Raw genomic sequence first — 19207 nt, forward strand, 5'->3', positions numbered from 1 at the left:
GTATGGCCAAGCAGCCCCCATCCAAAGTCAAACCGTCGCTTGAAGACACGCTGGGTCTGCGTCCTGGTCAGTCCATTGAGCTGCTAAAGGCTTTGCACATTGTCACGCGCGATGGCGGCATCAACCAAGACAGTCGCCGGAAACTGAAGCAGGTGTACCACCTGACCCAGTTCATCGAGCCGCACCTGCGGGAGATTCGGGCTGTGCAAGGTGGAAACATTTCGCTGGTGGACCATGGTGCGGGCAAGTCCTACCTCGGCTTTATTCTGTACGACCTGGTGTTAAAGTCAGAGCCCGAGGGCGCTTGGGTGGCTGGCGTTGAAACCCGTGCCGAATTGGTTGAAAAGTCCAATACCCTGGCTCGCGAATTGGGGTTCGACAAGGGCATGCACTTTGTGAACCTGCCGGTGGCCCAAAGCACTGAGCACCCCGACTTGCCGGATACGGTCGATGTGGTGACGGCGCTGCACGCCTGCAACACTGCCACCGACGATGCCATCGCCTTTGGATTGAAGAAGCAAGCCAAGCTCATGGCCTTGGTACCGTGTTGCCAGGCCGAGGTGGCCACCCATTTAAAAGCGGCCAAACAGGGCGGTTTGGGTAAAAGCAGCCTGTTCGAGTTGTGGCGGCACCCCCTGCACACCCGTGAATTTGGCAGCCAACTCACCAATGTGTTGCGTTGCCTGCAACTGGAAGCGCATGGCTACCAAGTCACGGTGACTGAACTAGTGGGGTGGGAACATTCCATGAAAAACGAACTGATTCTGGCCCGCAAGCACCAGCGCAGCAACCCCAAGGCGGCCGCGCGCTTGACGCAATTGTTGGAGGACTTGGGTTTGGCGGGCGACGCTGGACTCAGTCAGCGGTTTTTTATACCCGACCACACCGGGCGTTGAGCGGCTTCTTGGTGGGGTAAGCCCAACAGTTCAATGGCATGTTGGGCGGTGTGGGTCACCAGTTCATCGATGGACCCGGGCCGCTGATACAGGGCTGGCACTGGGGGCATCACGATGCCGCCCATTTCGGTCACGCTGACCATGTTGCGCAGGTGGGCCAGGTTCAGTGGTGTTTCACGGGGCATCAACACCAGTCGCCTGCGCTCTTTGAGGCACACATCGGCTGCACGGCCAATGAGGTTGTCAGACAAGCCCATGGCCACGCTGGCCAGGGTGTGCATGCTGCAGGGGGCAATGATCATGCCCTTGCTGGGGAAAGATCCACTGGCAATGCAGTTGCCCACCGATTTCGGGCTGTGGACGACATCCGCTTTGGCTTCAATCGCCTCTTTGCTGAGGTCACTTTCGCTGGCAATCGTCAGCCACCCTGAAGACGACACCACGAGGTGTACCTCTGTGTCGCCACGGGCGCGCAACAAGTCGAGCACCTTCAACCCATACAAGGCGCCACTGGCACCTGTGATGGCCACGGTCACGGACTGCTGGTGCGCCACAGGCAAAATGCCTTTTGCTCAGGCCTTTTGGCCTGCGTTGGCATTGGCAATCAATTGTTGCAGCTCGCCGTTCTGGAACATCTCGGTCATGATGTCACAACCGCCGATGAACTCACCGTTGATGTACAGCTGCGGAATGGTGGGCCAGTTGGCGTATTCCTTGATGCCTTGGCGAATTTCAGCATCGTCCAGCACATTCACAGTGGCCACATTTTGCGCGTCGCACGCTTTCAGAATCTGAATGGCACGGCCTGAAAAACCGCACATCGGGAATTGGGCGGTGCCCTTCATGAACAAAACCACGGGGTGGCTGGTGACGGTTTGGTGAATGGTGTCGCGGACGCTCATGGGGTACTTCCTTTCAGGGCAAATGGTTCAAACACTTTGAATTGTAATGGAAATGGGGGTGTTCCGCTGCAATTCAAGGCTGGCCAGCACCCCCCGGGGGTTGCCAGACAGATCGGGAAACCCCCGAACGCTGGCAAATAGACCCTGCTCAAACAGTTGGACCACAGCCGCTTGCTGCTGGTAACCATGCTCCACAATCACCGCGCCACCAGCCTTCAAAAAACCGGGGCTTTCCTGGGCAATAACCCGGTAAAACCGCAGGCCATCGCCATGGTCGGTGAGGGCGTCGGGGGGTTCATGGCGCAAATCGCCCTGGTCGAGGTGCGGGTCGCCAGCCTCAATGTAGGGTGGGTTGCTGATGATGAGGTCGAACCGCGCATTGGGCAGGTGGGTGCGCACGGCATCCAGCATGTCGCCCTGGATCAATCTCACGGCTGGCACACCCAATTGCTGGGCGTTGTGTTGGGCAACTGCCAAGGCGTCGGCTGCAATGTCGCTGGCCACCATCTGCACGCCTGGGCATTCCAAAGCCAGAGTGAGCGCAATGGCCCCACTGCCTGTACCAATGTCCAGCACGCTTAGCTGGTCATGGGGTTGTTGTGCTAGCCGCTGTCGAATCCATGCAATGGCTTGCGTAACCACGTCTTCAGTATCTGGCCGTGGAATAAGCACAGCGGGCGTTACCTTGAAGGGGCGTGAGAAGAATTCCCGTTCGCCCAGGATATAGGCCATGGGCTCGCCGGCTTGTCGACGTTGTGACAGGCTCACGAAATGAGCCTGGTCTTCGGGGGACAGTGTCTCGTTGCCCCGGCTCATGATTTGGGTGTTGTTGAACCCACACACCGTTTGCATGAGGAGGCGCAGTTCCAGCGTGGGCAGGCCGGTGGCACGCCGTGCCTGCTGCAGTGCTTCATCAATGGTGCTGGGTGTGTTCACGCCCTTATTCCTTGGCCGTCATTTCGGCCAGCAGTTCCGCCTCATGGAAGGCGGTCAAGCTGGCCATGAGTTCGCTCAGGTCGCCGTCCATGATTTGATCCAGTTTGTACAGGGTCAGGTTGATGCGGTGGTCCGTTAAGCGACCCTGTGGAAAGTTGTAAGTGCGTATGCGCTCTGACCGATCACCCGAGCCCACCAGGCTTTTTCGTTGTGACGCTTCGGCTGCTTGCCGCTCCCGGTCCACTTTGTCTTGCAGGCGGGCCGACAATACTTTCATGGCTTTGTCTTTGTTGCGATGCTGGCTGCGCTCATCCTGGCATTCCACCACCAGGCCAGTCGGCAAGTGGGTAATGCGCACGGCCGAGTCGGTTTTGTTGATGTGCTGGCCGCCTGCACCGCTGGCGCGAAAGGTATCAATCCGCAAGTCAGCTGTATTAATTTCAATGGCTTCTGCTTCATCCGGTTCGGCCAACACAGCAACGGTGCACGCCGAGGTGTGAATGCGGCCCTGCGACTCGGTGGCAGGTACTCGCTGAACGCGGTGTCCGCCCGATTCAAATTTCATGGTTTTGTACACGTGGTCGCCAGCAAAGCGAACCACCACTTCCTTGTAGCCACCCAGTTCACTGTCGCTGGCGCTCATCAACTCAACTTGCCAGCCGCGGCGCTCGGCATAGCGCGTGTACATGCGAAACAAATCGCCTGCAAACAGGGCAGATTCGTCCCCACCTGTCCCCGCGCGAATTTCCAGCAAAATGTTGCGGTGGTCGTTCGGGTCTTTGGGCAATAACAATCGTTGCAGGTCGGCTTCCAGTTCGGTGAGCTGTGCTTCATTGTGGGCAATTTCTTCGCGGGCCATGTCCCGCATGTCCGGGTCGGCCAGCCAGTCGCGGGCCGTGTTCAAATCGCTTTCAATCCGCACATAGTCTTTATAGCGCTCGGTCGCGGGCAACAGCTCTGAACGCTCACGGGTGATAGCCTTGAACTGCGCCATGTCGCTGGCAGCGTGTTGGGACGACAAAAATTCATCGAGGTCGGCCAGGCGCTGCGTCAGGCGCTCCAGCCGCGACCGCATGCTGTCTTTCATCTAGGCGTTGGGGTGTTTGATTTGAAAAAGGTCAGGCAGCCACTGCAGCAATTGCTCACGCTCGGCCGGTGTGGCCTTGTGCAGCGCCTGCATGGGGCCATGCATGAATTTGGCGCTCATGCGGTGGGCCATCAGCTGAAGCACTTCCTCGGGCGATGTGCCTTTGGCCAGCAAGCGCTGGGCGTGTTCCAGCTCCAGTTGTGCAATGTCGTCAGCCCGCTGGTGCAATTGTTGAATGACGGGCACCAGGGATCGTTCTGACATCCAGCGCATAAAACCCTGTACCTGGGTTTCGATGATGGCTTCGGCTTGTTCAACCGCTGCTGCGCGGTGTTCACGGCCTTCCTGAACAATTTGGCTGAGGTCGTCCACGGTGTACAAAAACACATCATCCAGATTGGCCACCTGGGCCTCGATGTCGCGGGGCACTGCCAGGTCGAGCATGAACATGGGTGCGTGTTTGCGGCGCTTGCAGGCCTGCTGCACCATGCCCAACCCGATGAGCGGCAGGGTACTGGCGGTGCATGACACCACAATGTCGGAGTTGGCGAGTTGCTCGGGGATTTGACCCAGGCCAATTACTTGACCACCGTGGGTTTGGGCAAGGTCGTGCGCGCGTTCGGCGCTGCGGTTGGCAATGGTGATGGACTTGGGGTGTTGGGCTGCGAAGTGGGTGGCGCAAAGTTGAATCATTTCACCGGCGCCGATGAACAGCACGTTGCGTTTGGACAGGTCACCGAAAATCCGTTGGGCCAGTTTGACCGCAGCAGAGGCCATGGACACAGAATGGGCGCCAATTTCGGTGTGGGAACGCACCTCCTTGGCGACTGAAAATGTGCGCTGAAACAGTTGGTGCAGCATTTGCCCCAATGTGCCTGCTTCTTCTGCAGTGCGGGCAGCTTGTTTCATTTGACCCAAAATCTGGGCCTCGCCCAACACCATGGAATCAAGCCCGCTGGCCACGCGGAATGCATGCCGAACAACGTCGGTGTGTGGCAGCACATACAGGTGAGGGCGCAGTTCGTGGGGAGGAATGTTTTTGCTGGTCGAGAGCCAGCTCAGCAAGTCGGCTTCCAGTTGTTGGCCGTTCGCGGCGGCACAATACACTTCGGTGCGGTTACAGGTGGAGAGGATGGCCGCTTCAGGGGCTTGAACACGTTGGCGAATGCCTTGCAGGGCTTCGGCGAGCTGTTCGGCCGGAAATGCCAAACGCTCCCGCAAGGCCAGCGGGGCAGATTGGTAATTCAGGCCAACAGCAAAAAGCTCCATGGTGCTCACAGCGCAGTACAACAGCCCATTATAGCCCGATGCTGGCCTGAACCCGTCAAGCGCCCTGTTCCAGTTGCTTGCGGATTGCGTTGAAATCTTTGGATTTTCCGTCGGCGTCCACTTGTTCCAGTTTGTAACCAAAGCCGTAGACCGGTGTCAGTCGGAACCCGTCTTCCGGTTTGAGGGACAATTTGGAACGCACGCGCGAGATGTGGGTGTCCATGGTCCGGGAGGGCAGGTCGGTGTCGCGGCCCCACACGGCTTCTTGAATGTGGCTGCGGGACAGGGGTTTGCCCAGATTGCGGAACAGCAACAGCGCAAGGTCGAATTCCTTTTGCGTCATGACCACCCGGTTGGTGTGGCGCACGATGGTGCTGAACTTGGGATGGAATTCCAGGCCGGCAATCTCGAACACTTCAGGGGCAGTCAGCTCGGGATAGGCACGCCGCAACAAGGCATTGACCCGGGCGACCAATTCGCCCCGGCGTATGGGTTTGATCATGTAGTCATCTGCGCCGGCATTCAGGGCTTCGACAATGTTTTCTTCATCGGTTTTGGAGGTGATGAACAGCACCGGCACCTTGATGTGCATGGTTTCACGGATCCATTGCATCACCTTGGGGCCGGAATTGTCGGGCAGTACCCAGTCCAACAGCACCAGGTCAAAACTGTCCCGATACAGTGCAGTTTGGAAGGTTTTGAAGGTGGCAAAGGTGTAGCACTTGTGATTGACGGACTCCAACACCCATTTGAGCATTTCGCTCTGGGTGAGATCGTCTTCAAGGATGGCGATGCGCATGCTGGCTCCTGACCGCTGTTTCGCTAAATTGTTAAACCAATGTTATTTGAATTGGTAATATTTTAATCGAAAGAACTGACCGCGAATGACAGCTTAACTTATCTGTTAATTTCTTTTAACGAATGTCGGATTGCAGGGCGTGAATGGCATGAGCCCCCGCGAACAACACCCCAACAATGCGCAGTGCCTTCTCGAAAATGGCGGTGCGATTGTCGGGTTGTTCTACGTAGTCCACCGCCATAAACAGCATGTTCTGGGCGAGTACTTCCAGCACTTCCATCATTTCCTCTTCCGGCAGGCCGGGTAGAAGGCGGGAAATGCGTGGGTCGGCGCAGATGTCCTGGCTGATGGTTCGCAGCGTATTCTTCAGGCCCAGCCGCATTTTCTCCAGGGCGCCAAAGGCCTCTGAGGCACCAATCACAATCGGCTTGGGGTTGTCGACTGCCCAGTCGAAGAAACGCTTGAGCAACATCGGTCGAATGTCCAGATCGGCCTCTTTGGCCGTTGCAAGGCGCACCTCTGTGAATGCCTGAATAACCGCTTGTTCCACCTCCCGAATAACAGCCTGTCCAAGGTCAGCCAGGTCTTCAAAGTGCCGGTAAAACGCAGGCGCAGACAAGCCCGCCTCACGGGTAATTTCCCGAATGCCCAAGCTGGAAAAGCTGCGCTTGTGGTAGCTCAGGTTGAGGGCTGCATCAATGAGGCGCTGGCGGCCATGCGTGGAGGCGGAGGAGGATGTCATAGCGCCCTGATTATATCGAAAAGCCCTCAAATTCGGCCGCTTGTTCGGATTTAGAGCCTCACTTCTGAAGCAAAAACAAGGGGGTTGACGAGCATGTTAACACTCGTTAACATGCTTTCACACTGTCAGCACGCACACCGCATCTTCGGATGCCAAAAATACTCCAACCGTGCGTTAACTTGGGAGACCGAACATGCTGCACTATCTCAAATTCACCACTTTTCCTGTCATTGCTTTTGCGGTGATGCATGTGATGTTCCAGGGTGGCCCCTGGATGTATGCGGGCATTGTGGCCCTGGTTCTCGTGGTTGCCGTGGGCGACCTGCTATTGCCGGAAGACCGCACCGAGCCACGCTTTAACAACGAATTTTTCTTGAACTTCATGCTGTGGCTGACCTTGCCCTTGCTGATGTGGGTCACCTTGCTGTTTAGCTGGGGGGTGTCCAGCCACGATGTGTTGGGCATTGATGGCTTCATGAAAGACTGGTTTGGCTATGACCGCCTGGCCATTCAAGCCAACACCACCTGGTACCAATGGTTTTTTGGTGCAGTGGCGGGTGCGTTTCTGTTTGGTGCCGGTGGCACCAACGTGGGCCATGAGCTGACACACCGCACTTATAGCCCACGGGACATGATTCTGGGCCGCTGGATGTTGGCGTTTACCTGCGATGCATCATTTGCGATTGAGCATGTGTATGGTCACCACAAAAACCTGGGTACACCGGCTGACCCCGCCACTGCCCAGCGCGGTGACAACGTGTACACCTTTGTGATCAAAAGCTGGTTGGGCGGCTACCGCTCGGCCTGGAAACTGGAAAAGCAGCGATTGGCCAAATTTGGCTATTCCGTGTGGGACCCCATTCACAGCCGCATGATGCGCGGCAATCTGATGAGCCTTTCATTGTTCGCAAGTGCCTACGTATTGGGTGGTTGGTGGGCGGTGGCCATGTTCTGGGTGATGTCGGCCGGTGGCAAAACATTGCTAGAGATCGTGAACTACATGGAGCACTACGGCATTGTTCGCCGGCCTGAAGACAAAGTAGAGCCCCGCCACAGCTGGAACACGAATGCGTCGGTGTCTACCGCCTTGCTGTATGCCCTGACCCGCCACAGCCATCACCATGCCGAGGCCGACCAGGAATACTGGAACCTGCGCAGTTATCGGCATGCGCCCATGCTGCCCACAGGCTACCTTGGAACAATTTTGCTGACCTTGGTGCCGCCTTTGTACAAGCGGGTCATGACGCCATTGCTGAACCACTGGGATGAACACTTTGCAACACCCGAGGAAAAGAAATTGGCGATCGAGGCCAGCCTGAAAAGTGGTATGAAAGGTTTGAAGTCGGCCCAGTTGGGCAAACAGCAACAGGCTCAATCCATGAGCCCGGCTGCGGTTTAATCGCTGTTTCAACAGGAGAGCACACATGAAACTGCTGGAATGGTTGGGATTGCAACAAGGCGGCGCTGTGAGTGCTGCACCCAAGCGCAAACACCGTGAAACTTTCAAGGTGTCGGTGGCTGGTGGCGAACAGAGCTTTGAGGTGGAGAAGGGCCGCAAAGTGATTTTGAATGCAGCACTGTCGGCCGGGTTGGGCTTTCCACACAACTGCCGCGTGGGCAGTTGTACACAGTGCAAATGCACGCTCAAAAGCGGCAAAGTGCGGGAATTGACCGACTCCAGCTATGTGCTGAGCGCGGAAGACTTGAAAGCTGGCATGATTTTGGCCTGTCAATCCATTCCGGAAACAGACCTGGAAATCGAGGTGAACCTGACCTCGGGTGGTGACCGTTTGGTGGAAACCCGCGGCACGATTGTGGGCCAGAAGAACCTGACCCATGACATTGTTGAATTGCGCGTTGCGCTGGATGATGCCATGCCGATGAAGGCGGGTCAGTACGCCGAACTTCGCCTGGAAGAGTTGAGCCTGAGCCGCAATTACAGTTTTGCAGTGGCACCCAAAGGCCAAGAGTTGAATGAGTTGGTGTTCCACATTCGCAAAGTGCCGGGAGGCCGGTTTACCGAGTGGCTGTTTGAGGCCAACCGGCAAGAAACCCGTTTGAGCGTCAGCGGCCCGTTTGGTGATTTCTACCTGCGTTCCCCCGAAGGTGAAAAACCAGCGCCGATTGTGTGTGTGGCTGGTGGCAGTGGTATGGCACCCATCTTGAGTTTGCTGGACCAGGCCAAATGGGCGGGCGAAACACGCGATGCGTATTATTTGTTTGGTGCCCGGACACAGCGTGACCTGTATGCTGCTGAGGACATTGCCCGCATTCAGCAAGGTTGGCGTGGCTCACTGAATTTCACGCAGGTGCTGTCTGAAGAAGCTCCCAATTCAGGTTGGCAAGGCCCGCGGGGCTATGTCACCGATGAGTTGAACAAGCTGAACCTGGATTGGCCCAATGTGCAGGCTTACCTGTGCGGACCACCGGCCATGATTGACGCGGCCATCGCCAGGTTCAGTGCCTTGGGTGTGAAGCCGGAAAACGTTCACTTCGACAAGTTTGAATGAACAAAAAAGCCACTGGATTCGGTGGCTTTTTTCATGGGCTCGGCTGTGGATTTACACCGGCAAGGGCAGGGGTATGGGCGAGTCCGAAGGTGAGGGCAGTGAGCTGACGGGCAAGGCAGAGCCGACCATGTCCAGCACATCAGCCACCGGTGCCAGCGGGGTGGATGACAAAGGTTCGTTGATGGGCGCAAATGGTGAACTGCTGCCACTGTCGCCACCACCGGCATCGCCGCCGGGTGCTGAAGGCAACTGGTCCACCGGTAGTTGATCTGCGGGCAGTTGGCCCAGCGGCAATGCAGAAGTGGCGGATATCAAGGCATCGCCAACCGGTGCCAAGGGGGTATTGGCCAATGCATCGCTGATGGGGGACAGTGGTGAGGTGCTTCCAGTGTCGGTTCCGCCGCCTGAGGTGTCTCCTCCTGTTGTATCTCCACCGCCAGTGGTGTCCCCGCCGCTGGTGTCCATTCCCGAAGTGCCGCCATTGTTGCTGTCCCCGGGCGCATTGGTGTCCGTTCCGTTGTCCACACGGGTATCGACTGTGGCTGCCGCGCTGGAGCCACTGTCATTGGATGTAGCCACGGCTGCCACGGCCACGCCGCCGCCAAGCACTGCAGCAGCAGTGCTTGCCCCGCCGAATAGGCCGCCACCCAAGAGACCTGCGCCCACCAGTCCACTGAATCCGCCAGCATCGGCAACGATGACAGCACCATTGGCACCATCGCCCATGGCGAACAGTTCGACCCCGTCCGACAGCGAGGTGACTTCAATCAGCTGAGTCCCCTCAGCGCCAGCGGTTACTGACAGTTGAGCCGATGCGTTGGGTGCCAGGGTGACCAGGGAGCTGGCCTGACCTTCGGTCAGCGCTTTGAGTTCGATGTCGACCGGCGCTGCATCCTTGTTTTGCAGAATGTCACCGGCCAAGACGGCATCTCCCTGTGTCAGGGCCACTTCCTGCCCTTGCCGTTGAACCAGCAATTTGTCCGTGGGACTGGCAATTTTACCCAGTGCTTGCGCGTCGTTCATGGATGCCTCTCTTCGGTGTGGTGGGTCATTATTTGGGTTGTTGTCTGTATTTTACTGACTGACCGTGGAAAACGGATTCATCCAGCCAGGGCGAAAAAAAACCCCACCGAAGCGGGGTTTTCGAGCCACCCAATCCAGTGGATTAACCAAGCAGGTTAATGGGTAGCTGGTCAGCTCCCGGAATTGGCAGGGTGCTGATAGCGGAGGTCAGCGCACTTGGATCTGTCGGAATAGGCAGTTGGTCCGCACCAGGAATGCTGCCCAGCATGTCTGTCAGAACGGCGGGATCTGTCGGAATAGGCAGTTGGTCCGCACCAGGAATGCTGCCCAGCATATCAGTCAGTGCACTTGGGTCTGTCGGAATGGGAAGGCCACCCGCTCCGCCGCCACCTGCAGCGCCTGCGTCCGCACCGAGCAGTTCACCGACCAACGGCAAAACGCCGCTCGGGTCTGCACCAGCTGTGTTGTCGTAAATGGCCTGTCCAAGCGTTTGCACTCCGTCGGCCACCGCAGAGACCACCATGTCCGAGACTGCTGTAGTGACGGGCTCCAAGGGATTTAAAGCCGAATCGGGTGCGGTCAAAAGATTCAAGCCATCACCCACCGCATTCAATGTTCCAGGTACACCGTTGTCGGCAGCAGGGTCACCACTAGAGCCAACGACGGGTCCCAAGACACCGCTGGTGAGCGGATTCAGGGCACTTTGGTCCATGCTCAGCAATGTACCGGCGATACCAACACCATCGGTTACACCTGAAACAGATCCATTGTCAGAGCCTACCGCACCAGCGAGGGGGACGACCAAACCCGAAAGCGGTGTGTCCGCAGCGCCCATCGCCAATCCAGTTGAAATGCCATTCAATGTGCCCACCAGGCCATCGGACCCAATCGAAGGTTGGCTGGTCGTACCCACAACCTGTGCAAGCAAATTGACTACGCCGGAAGGATCCTGCGCACTTGCACCACTCAGGGCGTCACCGACCATGAACAAGCCACCGGACAAGGGGTCAACCACACCGCTCAAGGGTTGCAATGGGGTTGAATCGAGACCATCTGCAAGCGCCGCCAAACCGCCAGCTACGCCAGCACCACCGGTGTCGCCGGTGCCCGTGTCTGTACCAGTTCCTGTGCCTGTGTCGGTGCCTGTACCTGTTCCAGTGTCGGTGCCAGTTCCTGTGCTTGTACCCGTTCCTGTGCCTGTACCTGTACCTGTTCCGGTCCCCGTGCCTGACCCAGTTCCAGTGCCTGTTCCTGTATCACTGCCAGTTCCTGTTCCTGTTCCGGTGCCGGTCCCAGTTCCAGTTCCTGTACCGGTTCCAGTGCCTGTGTCAGTACCCGTGCCAGTGCCGCTATCGGTCACAATGGTGTCGCCACCGCCGCCACCGGCGGCTGCAAGGCCCAGCAGTCCGAGTCCACCCAAGGCAACCGCACCGGCACCGCCGCCAGCGGCGCTGGCCAGCAACCCTGCACCCACCAAGCCACTCATGGTGCCTTCATAGGGTGTCAAAATCGCTGAGCTGATGTCATCTGAAATGTCGTACAGCTCAACGCCTTCGGAGAGCGCAACCACTTCGGTGCGGGCATACCCGTCAGCGGTTGGGCTGGGAATCTGTTTGAGTTCGGCAGAGGCGCCAGGCGCCAACGTCAGCAATGTGCTGCCCTGGCCTTTGTATTGGGCGGGAATCAGCACTTCAATATCAGCGGCGGTTTTGTTGGTCAGTACGTCACCCCATGCCAAGCTGCCGTCCTGCCCCAGCGTCATTTGTTGTCCGGCTCTGGAAACGTCCAGGCCTGTGGTGGTGGTTTTAATGGTTGCAACGGGAGATGCCATGGTGGACCTCGTCAGTAAATGGATGTAAAAAGACTTCAAATGGATACAGGTTTTACTGACAGCCGATTGTGTTTGGATTCAAAAAAAGAAAAATTTTTTTTTGTTTTTAAATCAATCTGTTCGTGGAATGTGATTTGTTTTTCCGGCGATTTTGTTACATGTGTTGCGTGGATGTTTTTAACGTACTGACTGTGTCAGATGCATGCTTGGATACGACACACTTTCAATCCGCTGGCCCGCTGCCCGGCTTTGGGGCGGTGGTTGAGCGGCAAAAGCCTTTAACATGCTGATTGGTCTGTTGTAAAAAGAATGTGCTTTGAAAAGTTTTGTCCCGACACGGTTGGTTGCGGTGCTGCTGGGTGTTGCGCTCCTGGGGCACCGGTTTGCCTTGGCTCAGGAACCGGCGGATATCCCTGAAGTGCGGGTGACCGTGCCTGCCCAATTTGAGGACTTGATTCAAAATGCCATGGCACCGATTCGCCGGTCTGCCACGGTCAATGATGAAGGCGATGTGTGGCAGCTGTTTCGACGCTTGCGGCCTGTTCTGCGCGATGCCTTGGGCACCCGGGGCTACTTCTCGCCGGTGATTTCCCGTGTTCCCGATGCCAATCGATTGATCATCACCATCGACCCTGGGCCCCCCAGTGTCGTGACCGATCTACAGATTGAGTTTGACGGTGCCATCAATGAGCCGCAGTTTGCAGAGCGCCGTGAGCGCTTGAAGACGCTGTGGCTGCTGGGCCGGGGGCAAACATTTGATCAGGCTGAATGGACCGCGTCCAAAGACCTGTTGTTGCGGGATTTGCTCTCGCGCGATTTTGCGGCCGCCACGCTGGCCGAAAGCAGCGCACAGGTGGACCCTGAGACGCATTCTGTGGTACTTCGGGTGGTTTATGACAGCGGCCCCGTGTTTACTTTTGGCCCATTGCAAATAGAGGGACTGAACAAGTATCGCCCTGACCTGATAGAGCGTTACAACACCATTGAACCTGGCGACCGTTATGAGCAGGAGAAATTGCTCACCTTGCTGTCCGATTTGCAGAACACGAGTTATTTTTCTGGCGTTGATGTCAAGGTGGACACCGATGACCGAACGCCAACGCATGTGCCGATTCAGGTGTCTGTTCAGGAAAGTGATTCCAAGCGACTGGGCCTCGGTGCTGGCTACAGTTCAAACACCGGGTTTCGGACCGAAGCCAGTTACCAGTTCAATAACCTGTGGGACAAGGCCTACACCTTGTCGACCGGTGCCCGTCTGGAACAGAAGCGCCAGTCTGCTTACGCAGACCTGTTTTTCCCGCCCTCCCGGCGTGGCGTGGTGGACTCGTTGGGCATCGCGTCCGATCATCAGACCTTGAGCAATCTGGAGATCAATCGCAACTCGGTGGGGGGTATTCGTGAGTACCGGTTTGGCAGCAATGAGGTGCGCCTGGGTTTGAACTACCAGCAGGAGGAGCGGCAGTCGCTGGGTGTGAATTTCGGTGCGACGCAGGCTTTGGTGAGCAGTGCGTCGTGGACCCACAACCGGGTAAATGACCGGTTGAATCCATCCAGCGGCTACATTGCATACGGGCAGGTGGCCGCAGCCAGCGAGCAATTGGCCTCGGATCAGGATTTTGTTCGCCTGTATGGCCGCGTGCAGCGATTCTGGTCCCCATCCCGCCAAAACCTGTTCTCCGCCCGGCTAGAGGCTGGCACGGTTGCCGCCAGCGCGCGGCGCGACATTCCCCAGGATTATCTGTTTCGGGCCGGTGGCACCAACAGTTTGCGGGGTTTTGAGTTTCTGGACATCGGGGTGCTTGACCAAGGGATTTTGGTCGGTGGACGGCGCCTGATGATTGGCAGTCTTGAATACACGCGTTGGTTCAAAGGCAACCTGGGTGCTGCCGTGTTCACGGATGTGGGTGATGTGGCTGACAATTGGTCGCAACTGGATCTGCAAAAAGCAGTGGGTGTGGGTTTGCGCTACAAAACACCGGCAGGCCCGATTGCGTTGGATGTGGCCAAGGCGGTCAACCAGCCCCGCGTCCGCATCCACTTTTCACTGGGGGTGGCATTTTGAGGGTGCGCTGCCGACAACAGGGTTTTGCCACAGCGTTGTTTGGGTTGCTGGGTACCGGAATAGTGCTGCTGGCCTTGGGCATGTACTGGCTATTGGGGACTTCCGCCGGGTTGCGCTGGGCATTGGGTTTTATTCCGCAGACCCAAGTGGGCCAGGTTGACGGCACGGTGTGGCAGGGGTTCTCACTGGATGCGCTGGAGTGGGTATCCACCCGGGCAGACGGGAAGACCCAACGGGTTGCCGTGAGCGGCTTGAGGTTGCGTGTGGACTGGTCGGCCCTGACCACCGGAACACTTCGGATCGAGCAACTCCAGGCTCAAGCGGTGAGCCTGAATTTTCCGTCCAATGAAGAGGAAAAGCCGATTGAGTTGCCCGACAAGATTGAATTGCCACTGGATGTTGAGCTGCAGGCCCTGCGCATTGATCAGCTGGTGGTGTCTCCGTCCGTGGCGCTGGAGCAGGTGGATGCCCGCGCTGTGGTTCGCGATGGTGCATTGACCGTCGAGCAGTGGTCAACCCGCCTGGATGGTGCGGACCTGGCCGTGTCTGGCCGCCTGGTGCTTGAGAAACCCTACGCGTTGACAGCCCAGGCCGACGCCAAACGGACTGTGCAAGACCTGGCCTTGACCGCGCAAGCCCGGTTGGCGGGATCGCTCGACCGAACCGAGTTGAGCCTGACCGCAACTGGCCGGCAGACCCCGTCGGAAAAAGCGGGCAAACCGCGATTGACGCAGACGCTTCAAGCCAGTGGCGTGTTGCACCCGTTGACCTTGGCACCAGTGGAGTCGGCCACGCTGGATGCCCGCCAGTTCAACCCCAGGGACTGGTTCAGTGCCGCACCCAAGGCCTTGTTGAACATCCACCTTGCGGTTGAACCGAATGCAGACTTCAGCGTGATCAACGCCAACCTGGATGTAACCAACCAAACCCCATTGGCCCTGCAGCGCGGTGGGTTGCCCTTGGGCCGTTTGGTGGCCAAGGTTCATGCACAGTTAAAGCACGGCATTCCCGTGCAGGCCAGCGCCACGGTGCAGCCGATTCAACTGGCCGATGAGCGTGGGCCGGGTGGTTCTGTGCAACTGCAGGCTGCATCCGATCGTTTGAGCAATGGGCTATTGACTTGGTCCCTGCGTGGCCAGGGTATTCGGCCAACCGTGTTGGCCGATGTTCCAGTGGCTGATGCGTTTGATGTGTCCGTGAATGGCAGTGTGCAGGCCAAACGTTGGACGATTGATGCGTTGGACATTCAGCAAAAGAACGCGCGGCTTCAGGGTGACGGGTACGTGAACATGGCGGGCAACTGGCCTGCCCGTGTTCACGTGACCTTCAGCCACCTGAACCCTGCCGCGTGGGTACCCGGTGCATCCTCATGGGCTCGAGGTGACCTGAATGGAGACGGTCAGTTTGACGGCACCTTGAAGTCGGTTCGGGATGAATGGATGCCAGCGGGACGTCTGCGTTCGCAACTGCAAGCGTCACGTTTGGCAGATGCGCCAATTCAATGGCATGCCATGGCCGATGGAAGTTTGCAGCGACTCACCCAGGTGCAGGTTGATTTGAACATGCTGGGCAATACGGTTCGCATGGATGGTGCGTATGGTGCGCCGGATGATGTGTTGTCACTGGATGCACAGTTGCCGCAGCTGGCGGCCTTGGGGCGTGTGTTCAATCAACCGTTGGCTGGGGATATTCGGCTGAAGGCCCGCTTGAAGGGCCAGGGTCTGCAGGCCGATGCGCAGGGTGACCTTCAGGTGACTGGTCTTCGATTGGCAGACCAGGCGGTGGTTCAGGGTATTCAGGGGTCATTTGCCTTGGGCAGCCGACCCGAATCCCCCTGGACAATGGATCTTCAAGCCGAGGGCATTGGCCAGCCTTTACCGGGTAGTCCCCGTTTGCAGTTGGCGGAAACCTGGGTTAAGACCCTGCGCCTGCAGTTGACCGGGACCCGTCGTCAACACACCTTCAATGCACAGGTGGTCTCAGGGTTGACGCCATTTAGCCGTCAGCGGCCTTTGAAGGTCGACCTGAGCCTGCGCGGCGGGGTGGGGCCGCAAACAGACCGGCCGGGCCAGCCGCTGGGCTGGCGGGGTGTGTTGCAAAGCTTGAAAGCGGAAGGGTTGTGGACTCCCGCCCGAAGCCTGACCTTGCAAAAACCAGTCTCGCTGGTTTGGGCACCACGCTACCTTCAGGTTGGCTTGCTGGAATTGATGGGGGAAGACAAAACCCTGATTCGCAACACCGTGTTGAAACTGGATGGGTCGACGGTCCAGATTGAGGGTGAGATGCCTGCGCTGGGTATTCCGCGGTTGTCGCCAATTTTGAGAACCCAGGCCTCGATTGAACCCAAGGACTTGGTGGCACGGGTGAATTGGCGTTATCGGGCCAACGCAGCCAGTGTTCAGGGGGTGATTGATCTTCAGCACGTGTCGGGTGGCTTGCAGGTGCTGGAGGATTCACAAATCGATGTACCCATTGAGCGGTTCGATGCCCACTTGCAGTTTGACCGCACTGCAGCAGCCATGCAGTTGGACCTGGTGGCACCACAATTCGCCGCCATCAACGCCAACCTGCGCGTACCTGTTCAAAAAAACCCGGTCACCCAGCGCTGGGGCTTGGCAAGCAACGGGCCCATGCAGGGCAGCATCGCGGCAGGTCTGTATCAACTGAATTGGCTGGGTCCTCTGCTCAGTGGTGGCGTGAGAACCAACGGCACTGGTCAGGTGGCCGTTGCCATTGCAGGCTCATTGAATGAGCCCGATGTGCAGGGGCGACTGTTTTTCATGGATCTGGATATTTTTCAGCTGGACCAGGGGGTTCGGCTGGAAGACGGCAATGTGGTGGTGGATTTCAACACGAGCCGAGCACGCATTGAGCAAGCGGAATTCAATGTGTACAACCGCCGCCCACCCCGAAAGCGCATTGAGCAACTGGGGCCCCTGATTCAGGGCACTGGCCGGCTGACCGCCAGTGGTGAATGGAATTTGAATGGTTTGAAGGGCGTGCTGACAGTGAAGGCCCAACGCGCGCCCTTGGTGCAGCGCTTTGACCGGTGGGTGATGCTGGATGCAGGCCTGCAGGTGCAGCAGCCCGACCGCGAGGGCGAGCCTCTTCGCGTTCGCGGCGATATCGAGGTGCTGGGTGCGTATGTCGAGTCGCCCGATTCGGGCGTGCCGACCCTGAGCGACGATGTGGTAATCCAGGGTCGCAATGCGGCCAGTGCGGCGGGCTTGCCGTTGGATGTGCAATTGCAGGCCCGCTTGGGCAAGCTGTTCTATGTGAGTGCAGAAGGCCTGAACACGCGGTTGGAAGGTGGTTTGAAGCTGAGCATGCTGGAGGGGGTGGGCGGCAGTGGCAATCGCCGTTCCGGCCGACGTTTGTCTGCCACTGGAACCATTCAGGCGGTGGATGGAACGTACCGTGCCTATGGGCAGGACTTGACCATTGAGCGGGGTGTGGTGAATTTCCAGGGACCGTTGGAAAACCCGGGCATCAATGTGCGTGCGGTCCGGAAAGGGGTGGCGGTGGAAGCTGGCGTGGAAATCACGGGCACTGCCCAGCGGCCCAAGGTGACCCTGGTGAGCGACCCAGCGGTACCCGATTCCGAGAAGCTCTCGTGGATGATCATTGGCCGCGGTACCAATTCCGCAGATCGGGACCAAACCCTGTTGCTAACGGCGGCGGCTGCCATCTTCGGCAATGATGATGAAAGCCCTACCCGGAAAATTGCGCGCCAATTGGGCATCGACGATGTGGCGCTGAGTACGGGTTCACTCACGGCTGCCGATTCCCGGGCGGTGGGCAGCAAGGTGGCGGTGGCGCCTGGTGCAGACCTGTCGGCCAACGTGATTGGCGCAGATGACCCGTTGTTGTCACAACGGATCATCACGATTGGAAAACGCATCAGCGACAAGCTTTACGCCAGTTTTGATCAGTCGGTGACCACAGCCGCCAGTATTTTCAAATTGAATTATCAGTATTCCCGACAGCTCAGCCTGATTGCCCGAACCGGCGCCGACAATGCGCTGGACGTGCTTTACCAGATTTCATTTGATTGACGCCTGAGCCGGTTTTTTATACCAAGTCAGCTTCAGTTGTGCGTTGGCTTTTTTGGCATCAATCAATTGGTTGTCCAATTGTTCCAGTTCTTTGAACAGTTGATCGCTGTGGCGTTTGGGTTCAGCGACGTTTTCCACGGTGGTTGTGGATGCGGCCTGGATTGCTTCCCGGGTTTGTCGCAGCGATTGTTCAAGTGCCTGAATGCGGGATTGTCGATCCGTGGCCGACAGTTGTGAGCGATCGACATCGAGCTTTTGCTGCACACTGCGCACTTGTTCCTGCAGACGTGCCATCTCAAGTCGTACGGCATTGAGTTCTGACTGAAGGCTGTCGGCCAACGGCGAGTCGGCCTGCAGTTGTTGCTGCTGAGTCAGCAGTTGTGCTTCACGGTTCTTCAAGCGTTGCAGCAAAACCTGTTGGCTGTAGACCGCTGCCTGTGCCGCGACTGGTGGTTGCACGCCGGCATCGGGTGTTTGTTTCAAGGTTTTTTCCAGTGCAGCCTGCAGGCTGCGTTCCCGCTGCTGCAATCGAGCCAGTGCCTTGCTGTCGGTGTGTTGTTGCAGGTTCGATTTTTCCGCCAACAAGGCGGCAGAAATTTCCCGCTCCTTGGCCCGCAAGGCTTCTTCCAGTGCTTCAATTTGCTGGTCAGTGGATGTCTGGTTCTGAATGTTGAGCCAGGATAGCCAGGCATCACCAGCCGACTCCAGCACCTGTTCCCACTGGGCAGCCCGGTGGGTGTCCAACCGGATTTCGATCAGGTTGGTGTTGGGCAATTCACGGGCAGACAAGGCCTTGGCCAACTCCCGACTGGCGATTTCGAACGACTCCTGGGGTTGAATCCAGCTTTCTCCGCGGCGGTCCTCCAGGGCTTTGAAAGCCACCGCTGGGTCCTGGATGCTACCCAAGGTTGCTTGAAGTTTGTCGTGGAGTTGTTGCTCTGTCCAGTCTGTATTTCCGATTTCCAGCAGACCAACTGCACTGTGCGCAGGCCGTGTGAGGTAACCCCACACCCCGCCAATCAGCACGGCTCCGACCAGCAGCAACAGCAGCAGGGCACGGCGCCCCAGGCGGTCGGTGCGGTCGGTGTTGCGCAT

15 protein-coding genes are annotated in these 19207 nt (G+C 57.8%); 5 read left to right on the forward strand and 10 right to left on the reverse strand.

The features are described from left to right. The first annotated feature begins 2 nt into the window (after positions 1 to 2). Complete coding sequence (locus VGE55_RS01650) at positions 3 to 896, forward strand: SAM-dependent methyltransferase (RefSeq protein WP_331129997.1); 894 nt, start codon at positions 3 to 5, stop codon at positions 894 to 896. Here VGE55_RS01650 and VGE55_RS01655 read toward each other — a convergent pair. The 7 genes from VGE55_RS01655 to VGE55_RS01685 all read right to left on the reverse strand — a co-directional run bounded on the left by VGE55_RS01655 (position 860) and on the right by VGE55_RS01685 (position 6631). Next, entirely contained in the window at positions 860 to 1432 is a 573-nt protein-coding gene (locus VGE55_RS01655; protein WP_414674941.1) for a UbiX family flavin prenyltransferase, read from the reverse strand. The genes VGE55_RS01650 and VGE55_RS01655 overlap by 37 nt on opposite strands. A gap of 36 nt (positions 1433 to 1468) precedes the next feature. Further along, the gene (gene grxD, locus VGE55_RS01660) at positions 1469 to 1798 is read right to left on the reverse strand and encodes a Grx4 family monothiol glutaredoxin (RefSeq protein WP_331129999.1); all 330 of its coding nucleotides are present in this window, start codon (positions 1796 to 1798) and stop codon (positions 1469 to 1471) included. 27 nt (positions 1799 to 1825) lie between these two features. Beyond that, a complete protein-coding gene (gene prmC, locus VGE55_RS01665) occupies positions 1826 to 2734 on the reverse strand; it encodes a peptide chain release factor N(5)-glutamine methyltransferase (protein ID WP_331130000.1) in 909 nt (302 codons plus the stop codon). Between the two features lie 4 nt (positions 2735 to 2738). Continuing rightward, on the reverse strand, positions 2739 to 3821 hold the full coding sequence (gene prfA / locus VGE55_RS01670; RefSeq protein WP_331130001.1) for a peptide chain release factor 1: 1083 nt from the start codon (positions 3819 to 3821) through the stop codon (positions 2739 to 2741). Continuing rightward, positions 3822 to 5090, reverse strand: coding sequence for a glutamyl-tRNA reductase (hemA, locus tag VGE55_RS01675; RefSeq protein ID WP_331130002.1), 1269 nt, complete (start codon positions 5088 to 5090; stop codon positions 3822 to 3824). A gap of 55 nt (positions 5091 to 5145) precedes the next feature. Continuing rightward, positions 5146 to 5889 (reverse strand): response regulator transcription factor, encoded by a 744-nt coding sequence (locus VGE55_RS01680; protein WP_331130003.1) that lies wholly within the window; start codon positions 5887 to 5889, stop codon positions 5146 to 5148. Between the two features lie 115 nt (positions 5890 to 6004). Further along, positions 6005 to 6631 carry a TetR/AcrR family transcriptional regulator gene (locus VGE55_RS01685; RefSeq protein WP_331130004.1) on the reverse strand — a complete coding sequence of 209 codons (627 nt, stop codon included), beginning with the start codon at positions 6629 to 6631 and terminating at the stop codon, positions 6005 to 6007. Between the two features lie 193 nt (positions 6632 to 6824). Here VGE55_RS01685 and VGE55_RS01690 point away from each other — a divergent pair, with 193 nt between their 5' ends. Beyond that, a complete protein-coding gene (locus VGE55_RS01690; RefSeq protein WP_331130005.1) occupies positions 6825 to 8030 on the forward strand; it encodes an alkane 1-monooxygenase in 1206 nt (401 codons plus the stop codon). A 25-nt stretch (positions 8031 to 8055) separates the two neighbouring features. Continuing rightward, positions 8056 to 9141 (forward strand): 2Fe-2S iron-sulfur cluster-binding protein, encoded by a 1086-nt coding sequence (locus tag VGE55_RS01695; RefSeq protein ID WP_331130006.1) that lies wholly within the window; start codon positions 8056 to 8058, stop codon positions 9139 to 9141. Positions 9142 to 9192: 51 nt separating this feature from the next. On the opposite strand, the gene VGE55_RS01700 is transcribed toward VGE55_RS01695, so the two are convergent. Together VGE55_RS01700 and VGE55_RS01705 are read right to left on the reverse strand one after the other, a co-directional pair. Next, entirely contained in the window at positions 9193 to 10164 is a 972-nt protein-coding gene (locus tag VGE55_RS01700; RefSeq protein ID WP_331130007.1) for a hypothetical protein, read from the reverse strand. Between the two features lie 142 nt (positions 10165 to 10306). Beyond that, positions 10307 to 11995, reverse strand: a complete 1689-nt coding sequence (locus VGE55_RS01705; protein ID WP_331130008.1) for a hypothetical protein — start codon at positions 11993 to 11995, stop codon at positions 10307 to 10309. A 316-nt stretch (positions 11996 to 12311) separates the two neighbouring features. Between VGE55_RS01705 and VGE55_RS01710 the strand changes: the two genes are divergently transcribed. Together VGE55_RS01710 and VGE55_RS01715 are read left to right on the forward strand one after the other, a co-directional pair. Further along, positions 12312 to 14057 carry an autotransporter assembly complex protein TamA gene (locus VGE55_RS01710; RefSeq protein WP_331130009.1) on the forward strand — a complete coding sequence of 582 codons (1746 nt, stop codon included), beginning with the start codon at positions 12312 to 12314 and terminating at the stop codon, positions 14055 to 14057. Positions 14058 to 14059: 2 nt separating this feature from the next. After that, the gene (locus VGE55_RS01715; RefSeq protein ID WP_331130010.1) at positions 14060 to 18112 is read left to right on the forward strand and encodes a translocation/assembly module TamB domain-containing protein; all 4053 of its coding nucleotides are present in this window, start codon (positions 14060 to 14062) and stop codon (positions 18110 to 18112) included. On the opposite strand, the gene VGE55_RS01720 is transcribed toward VGE55_RS01715, so the two are convergent. Then, positions 18101 to 19207, reverse strand: coding sequence for a hypothetical protein (locus tag VGE55_RS01720; RefSeq protein WP_331130011.1), 1107 nt, complete (start codon positions 19205 to 19207; stop codon positions 18101 to 18103). The two genes, VGE55_RS01715 and VGE55_RS01720, sit on opposite strands and share 12 nt — an antisense overlap.

Origin of the sequence: Limnobacter sp., from assembly GCF_036405155.1 — a bacterium.
Classification (GTDB): Bacteria; Pseudomonadota; Gammaproteobacteria; order Burkholderiales; family Burkholderiaceae_B; genus Limnobacter.

Excerpts from the sequence above, each read along its gene's own strand:
- VGE55_RS01720 (WP_331130011.1), bottom strand. The coding sequence starts at position 19,207 with ATGCGCAACACCGACCGCACCGACCGCCTGGGGCGCCGTGCCCTGCTG.
- hemA (WP_331130002.1), bottom strand. The coding sequence starts at position 5,090 with ATGGAGCTTTTTGCTGTTGGCCTGAATTACCAATCTGCCCCGCTGGCC.
- VGE55_RS01700 (WP_331130007.1), bottom strand. The coding sequence starts at position 10,164 with ATGAACGACGCGCAAGCACTGGGTAAAATTGCCAGTCCCACGGACAAA.
- prfA (WP_331130001.1), bottom strand. The coding sequence starts at position 3,821 with ATGAAAGACAGCATGCGGTCGCGGCTGGAGCGCCTGACGCAGCGCCTG.
- VGE55_RS01705 (WP_331130008.1), bottom strand. The coding sequence starts at position 11,995 with ATGGCATCTCCCGTTGCAACCATTAAAACCACCACCACAGGCCTGGAC.
- grxD (WP_331129999.1), bottom strand. The coding sequence starts at position 1,798 with ATGAGCGTCCGCGACACCATTCACCAAACCGTCACCAGCCACCCCGTG.
- VGE55_RS01650 (WP_331129997.1), top strand. The coding sequence starts at position 3 with ATGGCCAAGCAGCCCCCATCCAAAGTCAAACCGTCGCTTGAAGACACG.
- VGE55_RS01695 (WP_331130006.1), top strand. The coding sequence starts at position 8,056 with ATGAAACTGCTGGAATGGTTGGGATTGCAACAAGGCGGCGCTGTGAGT.
- VGE55_RS01680 (WP_331130003.1), bottom strand. The coding sequence starts at position 5,889 with ATGCGCATCGCCATCCTTGAAGACGATCTCACCCAGAGCGAAATGCTC.
- VGE55_RS01685 (WP_331130004.1), bottom strand. The coding sequence starts at position 6,631 with ATGACATCCTCCTCCGCCTCCACGCATGGCCGCCAGCGCCTCATTGAT.
- VGE55_RS01690 (WP_331130005.1), top strand. The coding sequence starts at position 6,825 with ATGCTGCACTATCTCAAATTCACCACTTTTCCTGTCATTGCTTTTGCG.